General features: G+C 65.1%; 18 protein-coding genes. 11 read left to right on the top strand and 7 right to left on the bottom strand.

Annotation, left to right across the window (positions count from 1 at the left end; translation table 11 throughout):
- Nucleotides 1-31: 31 nt before the first annotated feature.
- A complete protein-coding gene (locus NX862_RS13235) occupies nt 32-574 on the bottom strand; it encodes an EF-hand domain-containing protein (RefSeq protein WP_264494397.1) in 543 nt (180 codons plus the stop codon).
- A gap of 179 nt (nt 575-753) precedes the next feature.
- Between NX862_RS13235 and NX862_RS13230 the strand changes: the two genes are divergently transcribed.
- Nucleotides 754-1,182 (top strand): DUF983 domain-containing protein, encoded by a 429-nt coding sequence (locus tag NX862_RS13230; protein WP_264494396.1) that lies wholly within the window; start codon nt 754-756, stop codon nt 1,180-1,182.
- Nucleotides 1,175-1,738 carry an NUDIX hydrolase gene (locus tag NX862_RS13225; RefSeq protein WP_264494561.1) on the top strand — a complete coding sequence of 188 codons (564 nt, stop codon included), beginning with the start codon at nt 1,175-1,177 and terminating at the stop codon, nt 1,736-1,738. The genes NX862_RS13230 and NX862_RS13225 overlap by 8 nt, the downstream gene beginning before the upstream one ends.
- Here the strand turns inward: NX862_RS13225 and NX862_RS13220 are convergent.
- Nucleotides 1,735-2,625 carry a fatty acid desaturase gene (locus NX862_RS13220; protein WP_264494395.1) on the bottom strand — a complete coding sequence of 297 codons (891 nt, stop codon included), beginning with the start codon at nt 2,623-2,625 and terminating at the stop codon, nt 1,735-1,737. The two genes, NX862_RS13225 and NX862_RS13220, sit on opposite strands and share 4 nt — an antisense overlap.
- Before the next feature lie 118 nt (nt 2,626-2,743).
- Between NX862_RS13220 and NX862_RS13215 the strand changes: the two genes are divergently transcribed.
- Nucleotides 2,744-3,562, top strand: coding sequence for a helix-turn-helix domain-containing protein (locus NX862_RS13215; RefSeq protein ID WP_319800882.1), 819 nt, complete (start codon nt 2,744-2,746; stop codon nt 3,560-3,562).
- A 93-nt stretch (nt 3,563-3,655) separates the two neighbouring features.
- On the opposite strand, the gene NX862_RS13210 is transcribed toward NX862_RS13215, so the two are convergent.
- From NX862_RS13210 to NX862_RS13200, 3 genes are read right to left on the bottom strand one after another with little or no spacing between them, the layout of a single operon-like run.
- The gene (locus NX862_RS13210; RefSeq protein WP_264494393.1) at nt 3,656-4,138 is read right to left on the bottom strand and encodes a lipocalin/fatty acid-binding family protein; all 483 of its coding nucleotides are present in this window, start codon (nt 4,136-4,138) and stop codon (nt 3,656-3,658) included.
- Nucleotides 4,126-4,605 carry a hypothetical protein gene (locus NX862_RS13205; RefSeq protein WP_264494392.1) on the bottom strand — a complete coding sequence of 160 codons (480 nt, stop codon included), beginning with the start codon at nt 4,603-4,605 and terminating at the stop codon, nt 4,126-4,128. Before NX862_RS13205 ends, NX862_RS13210 begins: the two co-directional genes overlap by 13 nt.
- Nucleotides 4,605-5,639 (bottom strand): aldo/keto reductase, encoded by a 1,035-nt coding sequence (locus tag NX862_RS13200; protein ID WP_264494391.1) that lies wholly within the window; start codon nt 5,637-5,639, stop codon nt 4,605-4,607. Before NX862_RS13200 ends, NX862_RS13205 begins: the two co-directional genes overlap by 1 nt.
- Nucleotides 5,640-5,735: 96 nt before the next feature.
- On the opposite strand from NX862_RS13200, the gene NX862_RS13195 reads away from it, so the two are divergent.
- Together NX862_RS13195 and NX862_RS13190 are read left to right on the top strand one after the other, a co-directional pair.
- Entirely contained in the window at nt 5,736-6,365 is a 630-nt protein-coding gene (locus NX862_RS13195) for an ImuA family protein (RefSeq protein WP_264494390.1), read from the top strand.
- 58 nt (nt 6,366-6,423) lie between these two features.
- The gene (locus tag NX862_RS13190) at nt 6,424-7,155 is read left to right on the top strand and encodes an SDR family NAD(P)-dependent oxidoreductase (protein WP_264494389.1); all 732 of its coding nucleotides are present in this window, start codon (nt 6,424-6,426) and stop codon (nt 7,153-7,155) included.
- Nucleotides 7,156-7,157: 2 nt separating this feature from the next.
- Here NX862_RS13190 and NX862_RS13185 read toward each other — a convergent pair whose 3' ends face one another.
- Complete coding sequence (locus NX862_RS13185; RefSeq protein WP_264494388.1) at nt 7,158-7,715, bottom strand: hypothetical protein; 558 nt, start codon at nt 7,713-7,715, stop codon at nt 7,158-7,160.
- Nucleotides 7,716-7,829: 114 nt separating this feature from the next.
- Here NX862_RS13185 and metG point away from each other — a divergent pair, with 114 nt between their 5' ends.
- The 6 genes from metG to NX862_RS13155 all read left to right on the top strand — a co-directional run bounded on the left by metG (nt 7,830) and on the right by NX862_RS13155 (nt 13,974).
- Nucleotides 7,830-9,548: a methionine--tRNA ligase gene (metG, locus tag NX862_RS13180; RefSeq protein ID WP_264494387.1), complete on the top strand. Its 1,719-nt coding sequence runs from the start codon at nt 7,830-7,832 to the stop codon at nt 9,546-9,548.
- 94 nt (nt 9,549-9,642) lie between these two features.
- A complete protein-coding gene (locus NX862_RS13175; RefSeq protein ID WP_264494386.1) occupies nt 9,643-10,668 on the top strand; it encodes a GlxA family transcriptional regulator in 1,026 nt (341 codons plus the stop codon).
- Between the two features lie 213 nt (nt 10,669-10,881).
- On the top strand, nt 10,882-12,195 hold the full coding sequence (hisD, locus tag NX862_RS13170) for a histidinol dehydrogenase (RefSeq protein WP_264494385.1): 1,314 nt from the start codon (nt 10,882-10,884) through the stop codon (nt 12,193-12,195).
- Complete coding sequence (locus NX862_RS13165) at nt 12,182-13,057, top strand: GIY-YIG nuclease family protein (protein WP_264494384.1); 876 nt, start codon at nt 12,182-12,184, stop codon at nt 13,055-13,057. Before hisD ends, NX862_RS13165 begins: the two co-directional genes overlap by 14 nt.
- Nucleotides 13,054-13,521 carry a UPF0262 family protein gene (locus tag NX862_RS13160; RefSeq protein ID WP_264494383.1) on the top strand — a complete coding sequence of 156 codons (468 nt, stop codon included), beginning with the start codon at nt 13,054-13,056 and terminating at the stop codon, nt 13,519-13,521. Before NX862_RS13165 ends, NX862_RS13160 begins: the two co-directional genes overlap by 4 nt.
- 3 nt (nt 13,522-13,524) lie before the next feature.
- Complete coding sequence (locus NX862_RS13155; RefSeq protein WP_264494382.1) at nt 13,525-13,974, top strand: arsenate-mycothiol transferase ArsC; 450 nt, start codon at nt 13,525-13,527, stop codon at nt 13,972-13,974.
- Here NX862_RS13155 and NX862_RS13150 read toward each other — a convergent pair.
- Entirely contained in the window at nt 13,946-14,326 is a 381-nt protein-coding gene (locus NX862_RS13150) for a winged helix-turn-helix transcriptional regulator (protein WP_264494381.1), read from the bottom strand. The genes NX862_RS13155 and NX862_RS13150 overlap by 29 nt on opposite strands.
- Nucleotides 14,327-14,351: the final 25 nt, after the last annotated feature.

Here is a 14,351-nt window from a genome sequence, read left to right as displayed (position 1 = left end):
CATGCGGGCGGCGCGTCAGCCTCACCGCGGCTTAGTTGGCCGGAGGAGGCGTCTGGTCGCCGTGCTGGTGGCGGCCATGACCCTTGCCGCGGCCCTCACCATGACCCTTGCCGCGGCCCTCGCCGTCCATCGGCCCGTGGTCGGCGCGGAAGGCGTCCAGCTCGGCCTGATCGACCGCGCCGTCACTGTTGGCATCCAGCGCCGCAAAGCCCGGCGTCGGACCCGAGGCCAGCTCTTCGGCCGAAAGCTTGCCGTCGCTGTTGGCGTCATGGCGCGCGATCATGCGGGCAGCCATGTCCTTGGCCTCGTCCTGAGCGCGCAGCATACGGGCCGCGGCCAGTTCGTCTGCGGTCAAAAGCCCATCCTTGTCGGTGTCGATCACCGCGACCAGGGTGGCCTTCCAGGCGTCAAACTCGGCCTGCGTGATCTTGCCGTCCTTGTCGGCATCGGCCTCGGCAATGGCCCCGCCGCGCGGCCCCATGGGCCCCATGTTGTCGGCCAGGCTGGCACTTGCGAAAAGCGCCGCGGCAAGCGCGATCACCGAAAGGCCAAGCGTTTTCTGCGTCATTTTCATTCTGATCTCCTGTCCGGGCGTCTTGCCCGATCCGATACCAGAGATACGCCGGGCCGCGCCGCTTCCGTCGCGGGGCCCGCAAAAATCCGCTGCAGGCCCGGGGCGCGACACCCGGACGCGGCGCGCAGGGGTTTCCCCTTAACGATTGCCGCGCTATCCTTGATGCAAAGGAACCCGCGATGACCGATATTTCCGTGACGATCGACGAAGACCCCGAAACTGGCGAGCGTCCCTTGTGGCCGGCCGTCCGGCGCGGGCTGATGTGCCGCTGCCCGGCCTGTGGGGCGGGGCCGATGCTGAAGGCCTACCTGAAGGTGCGCGACCATTGCCCGGTCTGCGGCGAGGCGCTGTTGCATCACCGCGCCGATGACGGGCCGGCCTATCTGACCATCCTGATCGTGGGCCATATCCTGGCACCCGTCATCTATTGGTTCTATGTCGAATTCCGGCCCGAGCCCCTGGTGATGGCCACGACCTTCTGTCTTTTGACCGGGTCGCTGGCGCTGTTCCTGCTGCCCCGGATGAAGGGCGCACTGGTCGCGCTGCAATGGGCCAAGCGGATGCATGGCTTTGCCAAGGCGACCGATCCCGCCCATGGCGATGCCTGACACGCCGATCCATCCGGCCGCGGCATTGGTGCTGGTCTGGCCGGCGCGGGGGGCGGTTTTGATGGGGCAAAGGGGGGCGGGGGCGGTTTTCATGCCCTCCAAGGTGGTGTTTCCGGGGGGGAGGGTCGATCCTGACGACCGGGATGGCTTGGGCATTTCCACGGAGTGCGCTGCGCGGCTGGGGCCTCAGGCAGGGGCGCTTGTCGCCTGCGCCCGGCGCGAACTGACCGAAGAGACCGGCTTGCGCCTGCATCCGGACGCGCCCTTGCAGTTTGTCTTTCGCGCGATCACTCCGCCCGGCAGCCCGCGCCGCTTTGACGCGCGGTTCTTTCTGGCCAAGGTGGGGGATGTGCTGGGCGACCCTTGCGACTTTTCCCAAGCCCAGGACGAGCTGTCGCATCTGGCCTGGGTCGGGCTGCAGGTCCGAGGGCTGGACCTGCCCTTCATCACCGAAATCGTCCTCTCCGAGGTGCGGGCGATCATGGCCGGGGCCACACAACCCGGCGTGCCGTTTTTCGACAACGCGGGCCCGGTGCCAACCTTCCGCCGGCTTTAGTCGCGCTTTACCGGCCAATGCGGATGGGCGACCGGGTCCTTGGCGCGGGTCAGGTGGCTGCGAAAGACCTCAAGATAGCTGCGATAGATGTAGTGGTCGTTGCGCCTTTGGTAATGATCCTTGCGCGCGGCATAAAGCGCCGGGATCTTGTACCAGGGCACGGCGGGGTGCATGTGATGGACCACATGGAAATTGTTGTTCAAAAACAACAGGGCAAGCGGGCCACGGTCCTCGATGATCACGGTGCGGGCGCGGTGGGCCTCGTGGGCGCGATGCTCCAGATAGGTGCGGATTTTCAAAAGCGCAAAGCCCAGATAGACCGCCCCCAGATAGGCCACAAACGGCATGAGGCCCTGCAGCCACCACAGAACCGGCAGCAGGCCCAAGAGGTTCATCCCCCAGTCCCGCGCGATCTTGGCATCGCCGCCCAAGATGGCAAGCACGTCGCCCCGGACCCACAGAAAGGTGCCAAGCACCGGCCCGATCAGCATCCGGCCCAAGAGCGTGTTGTTGATGCGGAACAGGATTTGCACAGGTTTTGAAAGGCTCGCCCAGGTCGTGGGCTCCATGAAATTGGATTCCGGGTCATCATGGGGATCGGTCAACGCCGGGTCGTAGTGGTGCTGCAGATGGGTCGTGACAAAGCGGCGATAGGGCACAAAGACCGCGAAAGCCGGGAAAACCAGCGCCTCGTTCAGGGCGGCATTGCGGAACGGATGGCCGTGCAAGGCCTCGTGCTGCAGCGAACAGAATTGCGCGATGGCCCAGCCCGTCAGCATCAGCGACAGGATCGGACTGAAGGCCCAAGCCCAGGTTCCCAGCCCCCAAAGCAGGTAGGTTGCGGCCAAGAGGGCCAGGGTCGGCCATTCGATGTCTTTATGCGTCACGGCAAGGGTCCGGTTGGGGCGCGGTGCCCTTGGGATAGCACTTGCGCAGCCGCATGAAAATTCCGAGAATACGCAAGCTTTCGTCACCAATGTTGCGGATAGTCACCAGATGCTGGATATGATCGACAAACGCACCCGCGCCGCCCTGTTCCGCGCCCGGCTTGCCCAGGCGCTTGAGGGGCGGTCACAATCTGACCTCGCACGCGCCACGGGGCTGGACCGGTCGACGATCTCTGCGCTTTTGGCCCCCGGCGAGCGTTTGCCCAATGCCCAGGCCGCCGCCGATTGCGCCGCGGCGCTGGGGGTGTCTTGCGACTGGCTTTTGGGTCTGACCGACCGGCGCGATCCGCCCGACCATCTGGCCGAGCGCGCCGTGACCCTGGTCCCCGCCGCCCGCGCGCTGTTTGACGACACGATCCTGGCCTGGCACCGCGAGGCGCAGGGCGCCAAGATCCGCCATGTCCCCGCCACCCTGCCCGACCTGTTGAAAACGCCAGAGGTTCTGGCGTTCGAATACCGTCTGCCCGACGCCGCGATCGAGGCCTTCGAGGCCCAGCGTCAGGTGCTGGAAACCGGTTTTCCCGATTTCGAAATCGCCCTTCCCCGGCATGAACTGGTCAGTTTCGCGGCCGGCACCGGCTATTGGTCCGGCCTGCCCGCCGCGCTGCGCCGGGCGCAACTGGACCATATGGCGCAGCGGCTCGAAACCCGCTATCCCGCTGTCAGGCTTTATCTTTTTGACGCGCACCGGGTGTTTTCCGCCCCCGTGACGGTCTTTGGCGCCACCCGGGCTGTGGTCTACCTGGGCCAACAATACCTGGTCTTTTCAGACCCCGCCAAGGTGGCCGAGGTCGCCCGCCACTTCGACCATCTGGTCCGCGAGGCCAGCCACCCAGCCCGCGCCACCCCGGACCTGATCCGGGGTCTCGCGGTTTGATATCCGCCCGGGGCCACCCCGGACTTGATCCGGGGTCTCGCGGTTTAATAACACGCCCGGGGCCACCCCGGACCTGATCCGGGGTCTGGGGGTTCAATAGACGACCAACCGGCTGACATCATAGCCATTGAATCCCAGGATATCGCGCGCCGCTTGCATCCGGTCCGACGAAATCCCGCCCGCCCGGTTCAAGACCGCGGCCACCCGCCCATCCGGCCCGCCAATCACCAGCGTCCTGTCATCGGCATCGGCCCAAAGCACCCAAAGCGCGCCGTCCTTGCTGTCGAACCGCCCCGGAACCTCTGTGGCGCGCGCAGCCCCCGCAGCCCGCCCAGTCGGAAGGCAAAGGTCATAGATCAACTCCGCCCCCATCTGCAGCCGCCCCGGCCCGCAGGCGCGGCCAAAGCCCGCAACCTGCTCCCAGTCGCCTGAAAGGCGCGCCGGATCAAAGCCCGCGATGGAATAAACCGGCCGCGAGAGGTCGCGCACCGCCGGCACCGAGACCGGCTCCGGCGGCGCCGCACAGGCCGCAACCAGCACCAGAACCGCCGGAAAAAGCCATTTCATTGCAGGCATTGCGTCATCCTTCGCCCCGTTCCATCCAGCACCTCATTGCAGCCCATCAAGGGCGCAATCGGCGCGCAAGTCTTTGATTGCGCAAGGCACTCCCCCTTGCAATCGCTTTTCTGGTCGCAGGATTTCGCCCCCTGCCCGGTCTGTTTCACACAGATTCGTCCCAGGGCGCCGACCTTGGCCCAAGTCCCGCCGCCGCGCTGACAGGTCGCTTGCTCGGCCGAGATCACCGGCAGGACCTCTTCCGCCCTCTCCGTCGGCGGGGCCGGCTCTTCCGTCGGCAGGACCACTTCCGGCGCGGGAGGGGCCGCATCTGTCGGCAGGGCCGCCGTCGCAGCCGGCAGAGCCCCCCCGGAGGGCAAAGCCGTCACCTCGATCACCTCGTCTGTGAGCCCCTGCAATCCCGTGGGCGCATCGCCTGCCTGCATCTGGCAGCCCGCAAGCAGCATCAGGACCAAGAGCCGGCGCATCAATAGGGCATCGGATGAGCGCGGTGCGCGGCCTCGATGTCGCGCAGGACCTCTGGCGAAAGCACCACCTGCCCCAGGTTCACCCGCAGCTGATCCATCGACGACGCGCCGATGATCGGGATACAGGGGAAGGGCCGCGACAGCGTGAAGGCAATCGCCATCTGGCAGGGGTCCAGCCCATGTTTGGCGGCAATGTCCAGATAGACCTGCACCGTGGGCAGGGTCCTTGGCCCCATCCGCCCGCCAAGCGCCGGGTTCAGCACCCGCCGCGTGCCTTCCGGGATCACATCCCCCTGATATTTCCCCGACAGAAGCCCGGTGGCCAAAGGCGAAAAGGCCAGAAGCGGGACATCCTCCATCTGCGCGACCTCGGCCCAATCGGTGTCGAACTGCCGGCACATCAGCGAATATTCGTTCTGCACCGAGGCGACGCGCGGCAGGCCATGTTCCGCCGCCAGCCGCAGCCATTCCATCGTGCCCCAAGTGCTTTCGTTCGACAGGCCAAAGGCGCGGATCTTGCCTTCGGCCACCAGACGGCCCGCCTCTTGCAACAGCTCCAGCATCCGCGCCCGCACGGCCACGGGATCGGTCTTGCGCGGATCAAAGGTCCAGGACTGGCGGAAGTGGTAATGCGCCCGCGCGGGCCAGTGCAACTGATACAGGTCGATGTAATCGGTCTGCAGCCGCCGCAAGCTGCCTTCGACCGCCGCCCGCATGGATGCCGCATCCGGCCAGGCCCCCGCCCGCACCGCAGGCTGACCGCCGCCCGCAAGTTTCGTCGCCAGAACCACCCTGTCGCGCCCACCGCGCGCGGCAAACCAGGTGCCGATGATTTCCTCGGTGCGGCCCGCATATTTCGCATCCGGCGGCACCGGATACATCTCGGCCGTGTCCCAGAAGTTCACGCCCTGCCCCAGCGCGCAATCCATCTGCGCATGGCCCTCGGCCTCAGAGTTCTGCGACCCCCAGGTCATCGTGCCCAAGCAAATCTCGGAGACCTTCATCCCCGTCCGACCCAAATCGACCAGCTTCATACTGCGCTCCTGAATTTTGCCGCAGGCTAGGGGGTTCGCGGGCCAAAGGGAAGCACCGGGGCTTGAGAACATTTGCAGAACATTTACACTGGCCGCATGGTTTCACCGATTCTTCATCTGCCTGACAGCCGCAGGGGCTGGCCCGATCAGCAATTGATCGGTCCCCTGTCCTTGGCGCGCGGGCGGTTGCATGAATTCTGCGGACAGGCCCGGGTGACTTTGGGGGCGATCTTGATGCATCACTCCCGGGGGCCGGTGGTCTGGGTCCTGCCCGGCTGGCAGCCCGAACGGCTTTATCCCGGCGGCCTGGCCGAACTGGCCGATCCCGGCCGGGTGATCTTTGCCCGCGCGCGCCGCCCCGAGGATATCCTTTGGACGATGGAGGAGAGCTTGCGCTCCGGCGCGGTGCCGCTGGTGATCGGCGAGATCCTGGCGCCGCCCGGCCTGACCCCGGTTCGCCGCCTGCATCTGGCGGCCGAGGCGGGGGCCGAGGCCGCGGCCCACGCCGACCGCATCGCCCCCCTGGGCATCCTGATGACCCCGGGCGAGGGTGGGGCGCAAGGCGTCGAAAGCCGCTGGCAGTTCACCGCCACGCCCTCGGGGTCGACGCTCTATGAACGGCGCGAGGCCTGGGCGCTGCGCCGGCTGCGGGCGCGGATGGCGCCGGTGGCACAATGGCGGGTGAGCGGGTATGAGGGGCGGCTAACCCTGGAAAACTTGCCCTAGATCAAGGCGAAGGCCTGCAAAAGGGTCCAAGACTGACCCGTAACCCAAGGAGGCCAGAATGGACCTGAGATTCGACGGTAAAGTGGCAATCGTGACAGGGGCGGGATCGGGCATCGGAGCGGCGATTGCGCGCGACCTGGCGGCTTCGGGCGCGAAGGTCGTGGTGCAGGACATGGACCTGGCCCGCGCAGAGGCGGTGGCTGCAGAGTGCGGCGGCAAGGCCATGGGCGGCGATGTCAGCGATGCGGACACGGTCGAAAAGCTGGTGGCCGATACGGTCGCCTGGGGCGGCAGGCTGGACCTTCTGGTGAACAATGCGGGGATCGGCGGCCCCCTCGCCTCGGTCGGGGACTATCCGCTGGACGGCTGGCGCAAGGTGATCGACGTCAACCTGAACGGCGTCTTTTACGGGATGCGCTTTGCCATTCCGGCGATGACCAAGGGCGGCGCCATCGTCAACATGGCCTCGATCCTGGGGTCGGTCGGGTTTGCCGGGGCCTGCGCCTATACGGCGGCCAAACATGCGCTTTTGGGTCTGACCAAGGTGGCCGCCATAGAATATTCGGCCAAGGGCATCCGGGTGAACGCCGTCGGCCCCGCCTTCATCGAGACGCCCTTGCTGCAGGCCCTGCCCCCGGAGGCCAAGGCGGGTCTGGTCGCGGCCCATCCCATCGGCCGCCTTGGCCTGCCATCCGAGGTTTCGGCGCTGACGCTGTTCCTTTTGTCGGATCAGGCCTCGTTCATTTCGGGCAGTTATCACCTGGTCGATGGCGGTTATACCGCGCAATAGGCCTAAAGGTTCGGCAGGCGGGTCAGTTCGGTCTTCATCCATTTGTGCAGCGAGAAGACCACGATCAACAGCGGAAAAGAGGCAATATTGCGGGCGTCTATCCCGCAATACAGCGTCTCGGCTTCCAGGTCGCCGCCCTGCGGCAGGGCCTTGGCCAGGGCCGCCACCTTGGGCTTTGCCCAAGAGGGGCGGCCCGCCGCCGTATTGGCCGCCTTCAGCGCCTTGACCACCCGGGCCGGCTCGCGCAGCGGGTCGAACCGGGCGGCGCGCAGGCCCGCCGCCAGCGCGTCATCCAGCACGATCAGCTCCTCCATCGCGCCCTGCGCCCAAAGCGCCCGCGCCTTGGTCTTGTCATTGACCCCGTCGTCATAAAGTTCGACCAGGTCCAGGCTGCCCGCAATCAGCTTGCGCGACTTCATCCCCACCGACCGCAGCTTGGCCGCATCAATCGAGGCGCCTTTCGCGGCGACCAGAGGTTTGCACAGTTTGATCAGCTGCGACAGGCCCGAGGCCAGATCGCTGACGTCCAGAAGCAGGCTGTCTTCCTTGGCGCTGGCCATGACATCCCCCGGGTTGCATCCCCAAAGGCTACGCCCGCGCAGGTCTTGGTGCAAGCGTCTGGCGCGGGGCAAAGCGTTGCGCTATGGGAAACCATCCATCGAAAGAGGCGCATCATGGCTCGGGTTCTGATCACTTCCGCCATTCCCTATATCAACGGGATCAAGCATCTGGGCAATCTGGTGGGCAGCCAGCTGCCGGCCGACCTGTTCGCCCGCTATAACCGGGCGCGTGGGCACGAGGTCATGTTCATCTGTGCCACCGACGAACACGGCACCCCGGCCGAGCTTGCGGCGGCCAAGGCGGGCAAGCCCGTGGCCGAATATTGCGCCGAAATGCATGAGGTCCAGGCCGAGATCGCCCGCGGCTTTCGGCTGTCGTTTGACCACTTCGGCCGCAGCTCCTCACAGCGCAATCACAAGCTGACGCAGGCCTTCGCGGGCCGTCTGGCCGATCAGGGCCTGATCCGCGAAGTCACGGAAAAGATGATCTTTTCGGTCGATGACAACCGCTTCCTGCCCGACCGCTATATCGAGGGCACCTGCCCGAATTGCGGCTTTGACTCGGCGCGCGGCGACCAATGCGACAATTGCACCAAGCAGCTGGACCCGACCGACCTGATCAACCCGCGCTCGACCGTTTCGGGCTCGACCAACCTGGAGCTGCGGGAAACCAAGCACCTGTATCTGATGCAGCGCGCCTTGAAGGACAAGCTGGAGGCCTGGATTGATAGCAAGACCGACTGGCCGATCCTGACGACCTCGATTGCGAAAAAGTGGCTGAACGACGGCGACGGGCTGCAAGACCGCGGCATCACGCGTGACCTGCATTGGGGCATCCCGGTCAAGAAGGGCGATCAGCCCTGGCCGGGGATGGAAGGCAAGGTCTTTTACGTCTGGTTCGACGCGCCCATCGAATATATCGCCGGCACCGCCGAATGGGCCGATGCGAACGGGCTGGACGATACCGCCTGGGAGCGTTGGTGGCGGACTGACAAGGGCGCAAGCGACGTGACCTATTACCAGTTCATGGGCAAGGACAACGTCCCCTTCCATACCCTGTCCTTCCCGGCCACGATCCTTGGGTCAGGCGAGCCCTGGAAGCTGGTCGACTACCTGAAAAGCTTCAACTATCTGAACTATGACGGCGGCCAATTCTCGACCTCGCGGGGGCGGGGGGTCTTCATGGATCAGGCTTTGTCGATCCTGCCGGCGGATTACTGGCGCTGGTGGTTGCTTTCGCACGCGCCGGAGACCTCTGACGCCGAATTCACCTGGGAGAATTTCCAGGCGAGCGTGAACAAGGACTTGGCCGATGTGCTGGGCAACCTCGTCTCTCGCGTGACCAAATTTGCCAAGTCGAAATTCGGCGATGATATCCCGGCGGGCGGCGCCTTTGGCCCGCAGGAAACCGCGCTGATCGCAGACCTCGGCGCGCGCGTGCGGGATTACGAGGCGCTGATGGCCCAGATGGAGGTCCGCAAGGCCGCCGCTGAACTCCGCGCCATCTGGGTTGCGGGCAACGAATATCTGCAATCCGCCGCCCCCTGGACGGTCGTCAAAACCGACCCCGAGCGGGCGCAGGCGATGATCCGGCTCTCGTTCAACCTGATCCGGCTTTATGCGGTCCTGTCGGCGCCTTTCATCCCGGACGCGGCGCAAACCATGATGACCGCGCTGAATTGCGACGACTGGTCCTGGCCCGAGGATATGGCCCATGCGATGCGGGTCCTGCCTGCGGGTCATGGCTTCACGGTGCCCGAGAACCTCTTCCGCAAGATCACGGATGAGGAGCGCACCGACTGGCAAACGCGCTTTGCGGGCAAGCGGGACTGAGATACCCGCCCAAAAACGACGCAGTCACCGGAAAATGACGCATCTGCCCCTTTGGGCAGGTGGCAGTCACCCGGGACTGTGGTAATCTGCCATCATGAATGACACCGCGAAATTCGTCTCCAAAGGGGCGGCCCATGTGACGCTGCAGGCCCAGGGCCGGGCGCTGATGGTCAGCTTTGTGCTGCTGCCCAAGTTCACCATGCTGGCCTTTTCCTCGGCGATCGAGCCTTTGCGGATGGCCAATCAGCTGACCGGGCAGATGCTGTTTCGCTGGCAGGTCCTGTCCGATGATGGCGCGCCCGTCGCCTGTTCGAACGGCGTGCCGATCATGGTGGACGGGCCTTGGGTAGAGGCGCAACCCGAGGGGCTGGTGCTGGTGATCTCGGGGGTGGAGCCCGAGGGCAAGGCCACGGGCGCCTTGGGGGATTGGCTGCGTGGCCTCTGGCGGCGGGGGCGGATTGTGGGCGGGCTTTGCACCGGGGCCTATGCTTTGGCCACGGCGGGCATCCTGAAGGGGCGGCGCTTCACGCTGCATTGGGACAATATCCCGGCCTTTGCCGAGCTGCACCCCGACCTTCCCCCGGCGCGTCAGGTGTTTTGCATCGACGACCGGGTGATGTCTTGCGCAGGCGGGGTGGCCGCCGCCGACCTGATGCTGAAGATCATCGCCGACCGTTATGGCGCGGAACTGGCGCAAGGTGTCATGAACATGTGCCTTCTGACCCAGCGCCGGGACGAGGCCGATCAACAGACGACCTCACTGGCCGCGCGTCTGGGCACAAGGCATGAAAAGCTGTTGCAAGCAGCGGCCTTCCTTGAGGCCCGCATCGAAGAGCCCTTTGACCTGGACGCCTGCGCCGCCCATCTGAACCTGTCGCGCCGCCAGATCGAACGGCTGTTTGCCACCCACCTGAACGTGACCCCGGTGCGCTATATGAACGACCTGCGTCTGGCGCGGGGGCGCGCGCTTTTGTCGGAAACCGACATGAAGGTGACAGAGGTCGCCGTGGCCTGCGGTTTCGCCTCGGCCTCGCATTTCTCCAAGTCGTTCCGCAAGAAATACGGGCTTTCCCCCTATCGCTTCTCGCATTTCGGCGGCGCAGAGCCCCTGACCCAATAGCGCGCCTGCGGCGCAAGCCTTTGCCTCGCTTGGCGGGCTGAAGCCCTTGCGCTCAAAGAGCCTCCGGCGGGGGTATTTAGGAACAGATGAAACCGCGCGCGCCTGTCGTCTTTCATCTTTTCATAAATATCCCGGGGGGGTTGGGGGGCTGGCCCCCCGGCTTGCGATGCCGCAGGTGCAGCGTTATGCAGGCACAAAGCGGAGGTTTGCCCCATGCCCATGTTCCTTTCGACCTTTGACGCAGATTTCGACGCCAAGTTTACGGCTCTTTTGGGCATGAAGCGCGAAGAGGCCGAGGATGTCGACCAGGCGGTCGCGGTCATCATCGCCGATGTCCGGGCGCGCGGCGACAAGGCCTTGCGCGAATTGACAGCGCGCTTTGACCGGTTGGAGTTGGGGGCGCTGACGTTCTCCAAGGCCGAAATCGCGGCAGAAGTGGCCAAGGTCAGCCATGAGGACCGCGCGGCGCTGGAGATGGCGGCCGACCGCATCCGCGCCTATCACGCGCGTCAGATGCCCGAAGATGCGCTGTGGACCGACGAGATCGGCGCCACCTTGGGCTGGCGCTGGACGCCGGTAACGGCTGCCGGGCTTTACGTGCCGGGGGGGCAGGCAAGCTATCCCTCCTCGGTCTTGATGAACGCCATTCCGGCCAAGGTGGCAGGCGTCAAACGGTTGGCGGTGGTGTGTCCGACGCCCGGCGGCGTGGTGAACCCGCTGGTTTTGTTGGCCGCCCAGATCGCCGGGGTGGACGAGATCTACCGGATCGGCGGCGCTCAGGCGATTGCGGCCCTGGCCTATGGCACCGAAAGCATCGCCCCTGTCGACAAGATCACCGGGCCGGGCAATGCCTATGTGGCGGCGGCCAAGCGGCGGGTCTTTGGCCGCGTGGGCATCGACATGATCGCGGGGCCGTCGGAAATCCTGGTGATTGCGGACGCCGACAACGACCCGGACTGGATCGCCTTGGACCTGTTGTCCCAGGCCGAACATGACGAAAGCGCGCAGTCGATCCTTGTGACGACCGATGCCGCTTTTGGTCGCGCGGTGGCCGCGGCCGTGGCCAAAAGGCTGGAGACGCTGGAGCGGCGCGCCATTGCGGGGGCCTCTTGGGCGCAGAACGGCGCGGTCATCGTGGTGCGCGATTTGGCCGAGGCCGCGGCCCTGTCCAACCGCGTGGCGCCCGAACATCTGGAGCTGTGCGTGGCCGACCCGGAGGCCTTGTCGGCGCAGATCACCCATGCGGGCGCGATCTTTCTGGGGGCCTATACGCCCGAGGCGATCGGTGATTACATCGGCGGGCCGAACCATGTGCTGCCCACGGCACGGTCTGCGCGGTTCTCTTCGGGGCTTTCGGTGATGGATTTCCTTAAACGCACAACCTTGGCCAAGATGACGCCCGGCGCGCTGGCGGCCATCGGGCCCAACGCCGAAAGGCTGGCGATTTCCGAAAGCCTGCAGGCCCATGGGCTGTCGGTGCGGGCAAGGCTGGACCGGTTGAACGGGGGCGATGATGGGCTTCGGTAAGTCGCTGGAGCTGTTCTTTGTCAACGGCAAGCCGGATCAGATTGTGACGGCGCGCATGTTCGGCTGGACCGGCCATGTGTTGAAGGCCCCAAGAACGCAGATCGTTGCGGCCTTGCAAAGGGCGGAAGCGCAACATGTCGGGCTGTATATCTTGTTGGGGCACAAAGACCAGATCCGCACGGCTTATATTGGGCAAGCCGAGACGTTGGCAAAACGGATCGGGGATCATGTCGCGGCAAAGGATTGGTGGGAGACCGCCATTTTGATCACGACCGTGGCCAATGATTTTCACCGGGCTCACGTCACCTTTCTGGAGAGTTTGCTGATCGAAAAAGCCAGAACGGCCAAGGCCGTGGTTTTGGAAAACGGCACGGGCGGCACGACGACCAAACTGTCCGAGGCAGCTGTCGCAAGCATGATGGAATTCCTTGATACCCTGGACGTCGTGCTTCCGGCCCTGGGCGTCGATGTTCTGACCGACAAGGCCGCCGCCCTTCCGCCGCAGCAATCGGCAGCGGCCCCGGCCTTGACCCTGGTCAACCGAAAGCACGGCATCGAGGCGCATGCCCGGTTGCTGGAAGGGGCGTTTGTTGTGCTGCACGGAAGTCAGGCCCGGGGCAGTTGGGAGGCAAAGACGGCGGCGCCCGGCGCCTATGAGGCGCTGCGCGAGAAACGGGTGTCGGATGGTGTCTTGCAACCCGCTGGGGCCTCAGCGACCTTTGCCAAGGACTACAAATTCGACAGCCCTTCGGCAGCGGCAGCCGTTTGCCATGGTCGCACGGCCAACGGAAGACTGGACTGGAAACACGATGCAAGCGGCTTGACCTATGCCGCTTGGGAAGTGAAGGAAACCGCGTCATGAGCCGCCTTATCGCCATCGACATCGACGACCGGGGACTTGCCGCCCCCTCGCCCGAAGTGGACCAGGAGCGCAAGGTTGCGGTCTTTGACCTGCTGGAGGACAACGCCTTTTCGATCCCGCGTGCGGCAGAGTTTCCCGGGCCTTACCGGCTGGCGCTTGCCGTCCGCGAGGGGCGGCTGGTGTTCGGCGTGGCCACCGAAGACGGCGCGCAGGTGGCCGAATTCCACCTGTCGATGGGGCCTTTCCGTCAGGTCGTGAAGGACTATTTCCAGATTTGCGAAAGCTATTTCGAGGCGGTCAAGCGCCTGCCCCCCAGCCAGATCGAGGCCATCGACATGGCGCGCCGCGGCATCCACAACGAGGGCGCCCGGGTGCTGCAAGAGCGGCTGGAGGGCAAGGCGGTCGTCGATACCGCCACCGCGCGCCGGCTTTTCACCCTGATTTGCGTCATGCATTGGGGCTGAGGCATGGGCAAACTCCCCTCGGCTGTGCTGTTTTGCTGTGACCACAACGCGGTCAGATCGCCCATGGCCGAAGGGATGATGAAGCAATTCTACGGCCAGGACGTCTATGTCCAATCCGCGGGCGTCAAGAATGACATGGAGATCGACGGTTTTTCCATCGCGGTCTGTGCCGAGATCGGGGTGGAACTTGCCCGCCACCGCTCGCGCTCTTTCGAGGAAATGCAGCAATGGGGCGACGATCTGGGGCAATATGACCTGATCGTCGCACTGTCTCCGGCCAGTCAGCGCATGGCGTTGGAACTGACGCGGACCCATCATGTCGAGGTCGAATATTGGCCGATCCTGGACCCGACGGGCTTGGGCGAAACGCGGGACGCCAAACTGTCGGCCTATCGACAGGCCCGCGACCAGATCCGCGACCGGATCACGGCGCGGTTTGGCCCTCCTGCTTAAGCCGGTCCAGGTTGCCTTCGATCCAGCGGGCCAGGTCGATGACCCGGGCCGCGACCTCGAACCCCAGGGGCGTCAGGCGGTAATCGACATGGGGCGGAACCACGTCATGCGCGTGGCGATGGACCAGGCCATCGGATTCCAGCACCTGCAGCGTCTGGGCCAGCATCCGTTCCGAAATCCCCTGCACGCGGCGGCGCAGGTTCGCAAAGCGCAAGGTGTCCTCGGCCAGGGCAATCAGGATCAGCGTCCCCCAGCGCGAGGTGACATGCTGCAGGATGACCCGCGAGGGGCAATCCTGGGCCAAGACGTTGGCGGGCCAATGCTGTGCATCTGCGAAGGTTTGCTTGTGCATTTATGCGCTACACTTACATTTATGT

The organism is Stagnihabitans lacustris (assembly GCF_025950525.1).
In the GTDB taxonomy this organism is placed as follows: Bacteria; Pseudomonadota; Alphaproteobacteria; order Rhodobacterales; family Rhodobacteraceae; genus Stagnihabitans.
This window is presented reverse-complemented; position numbering and strand designations above follow the sequence as displayed.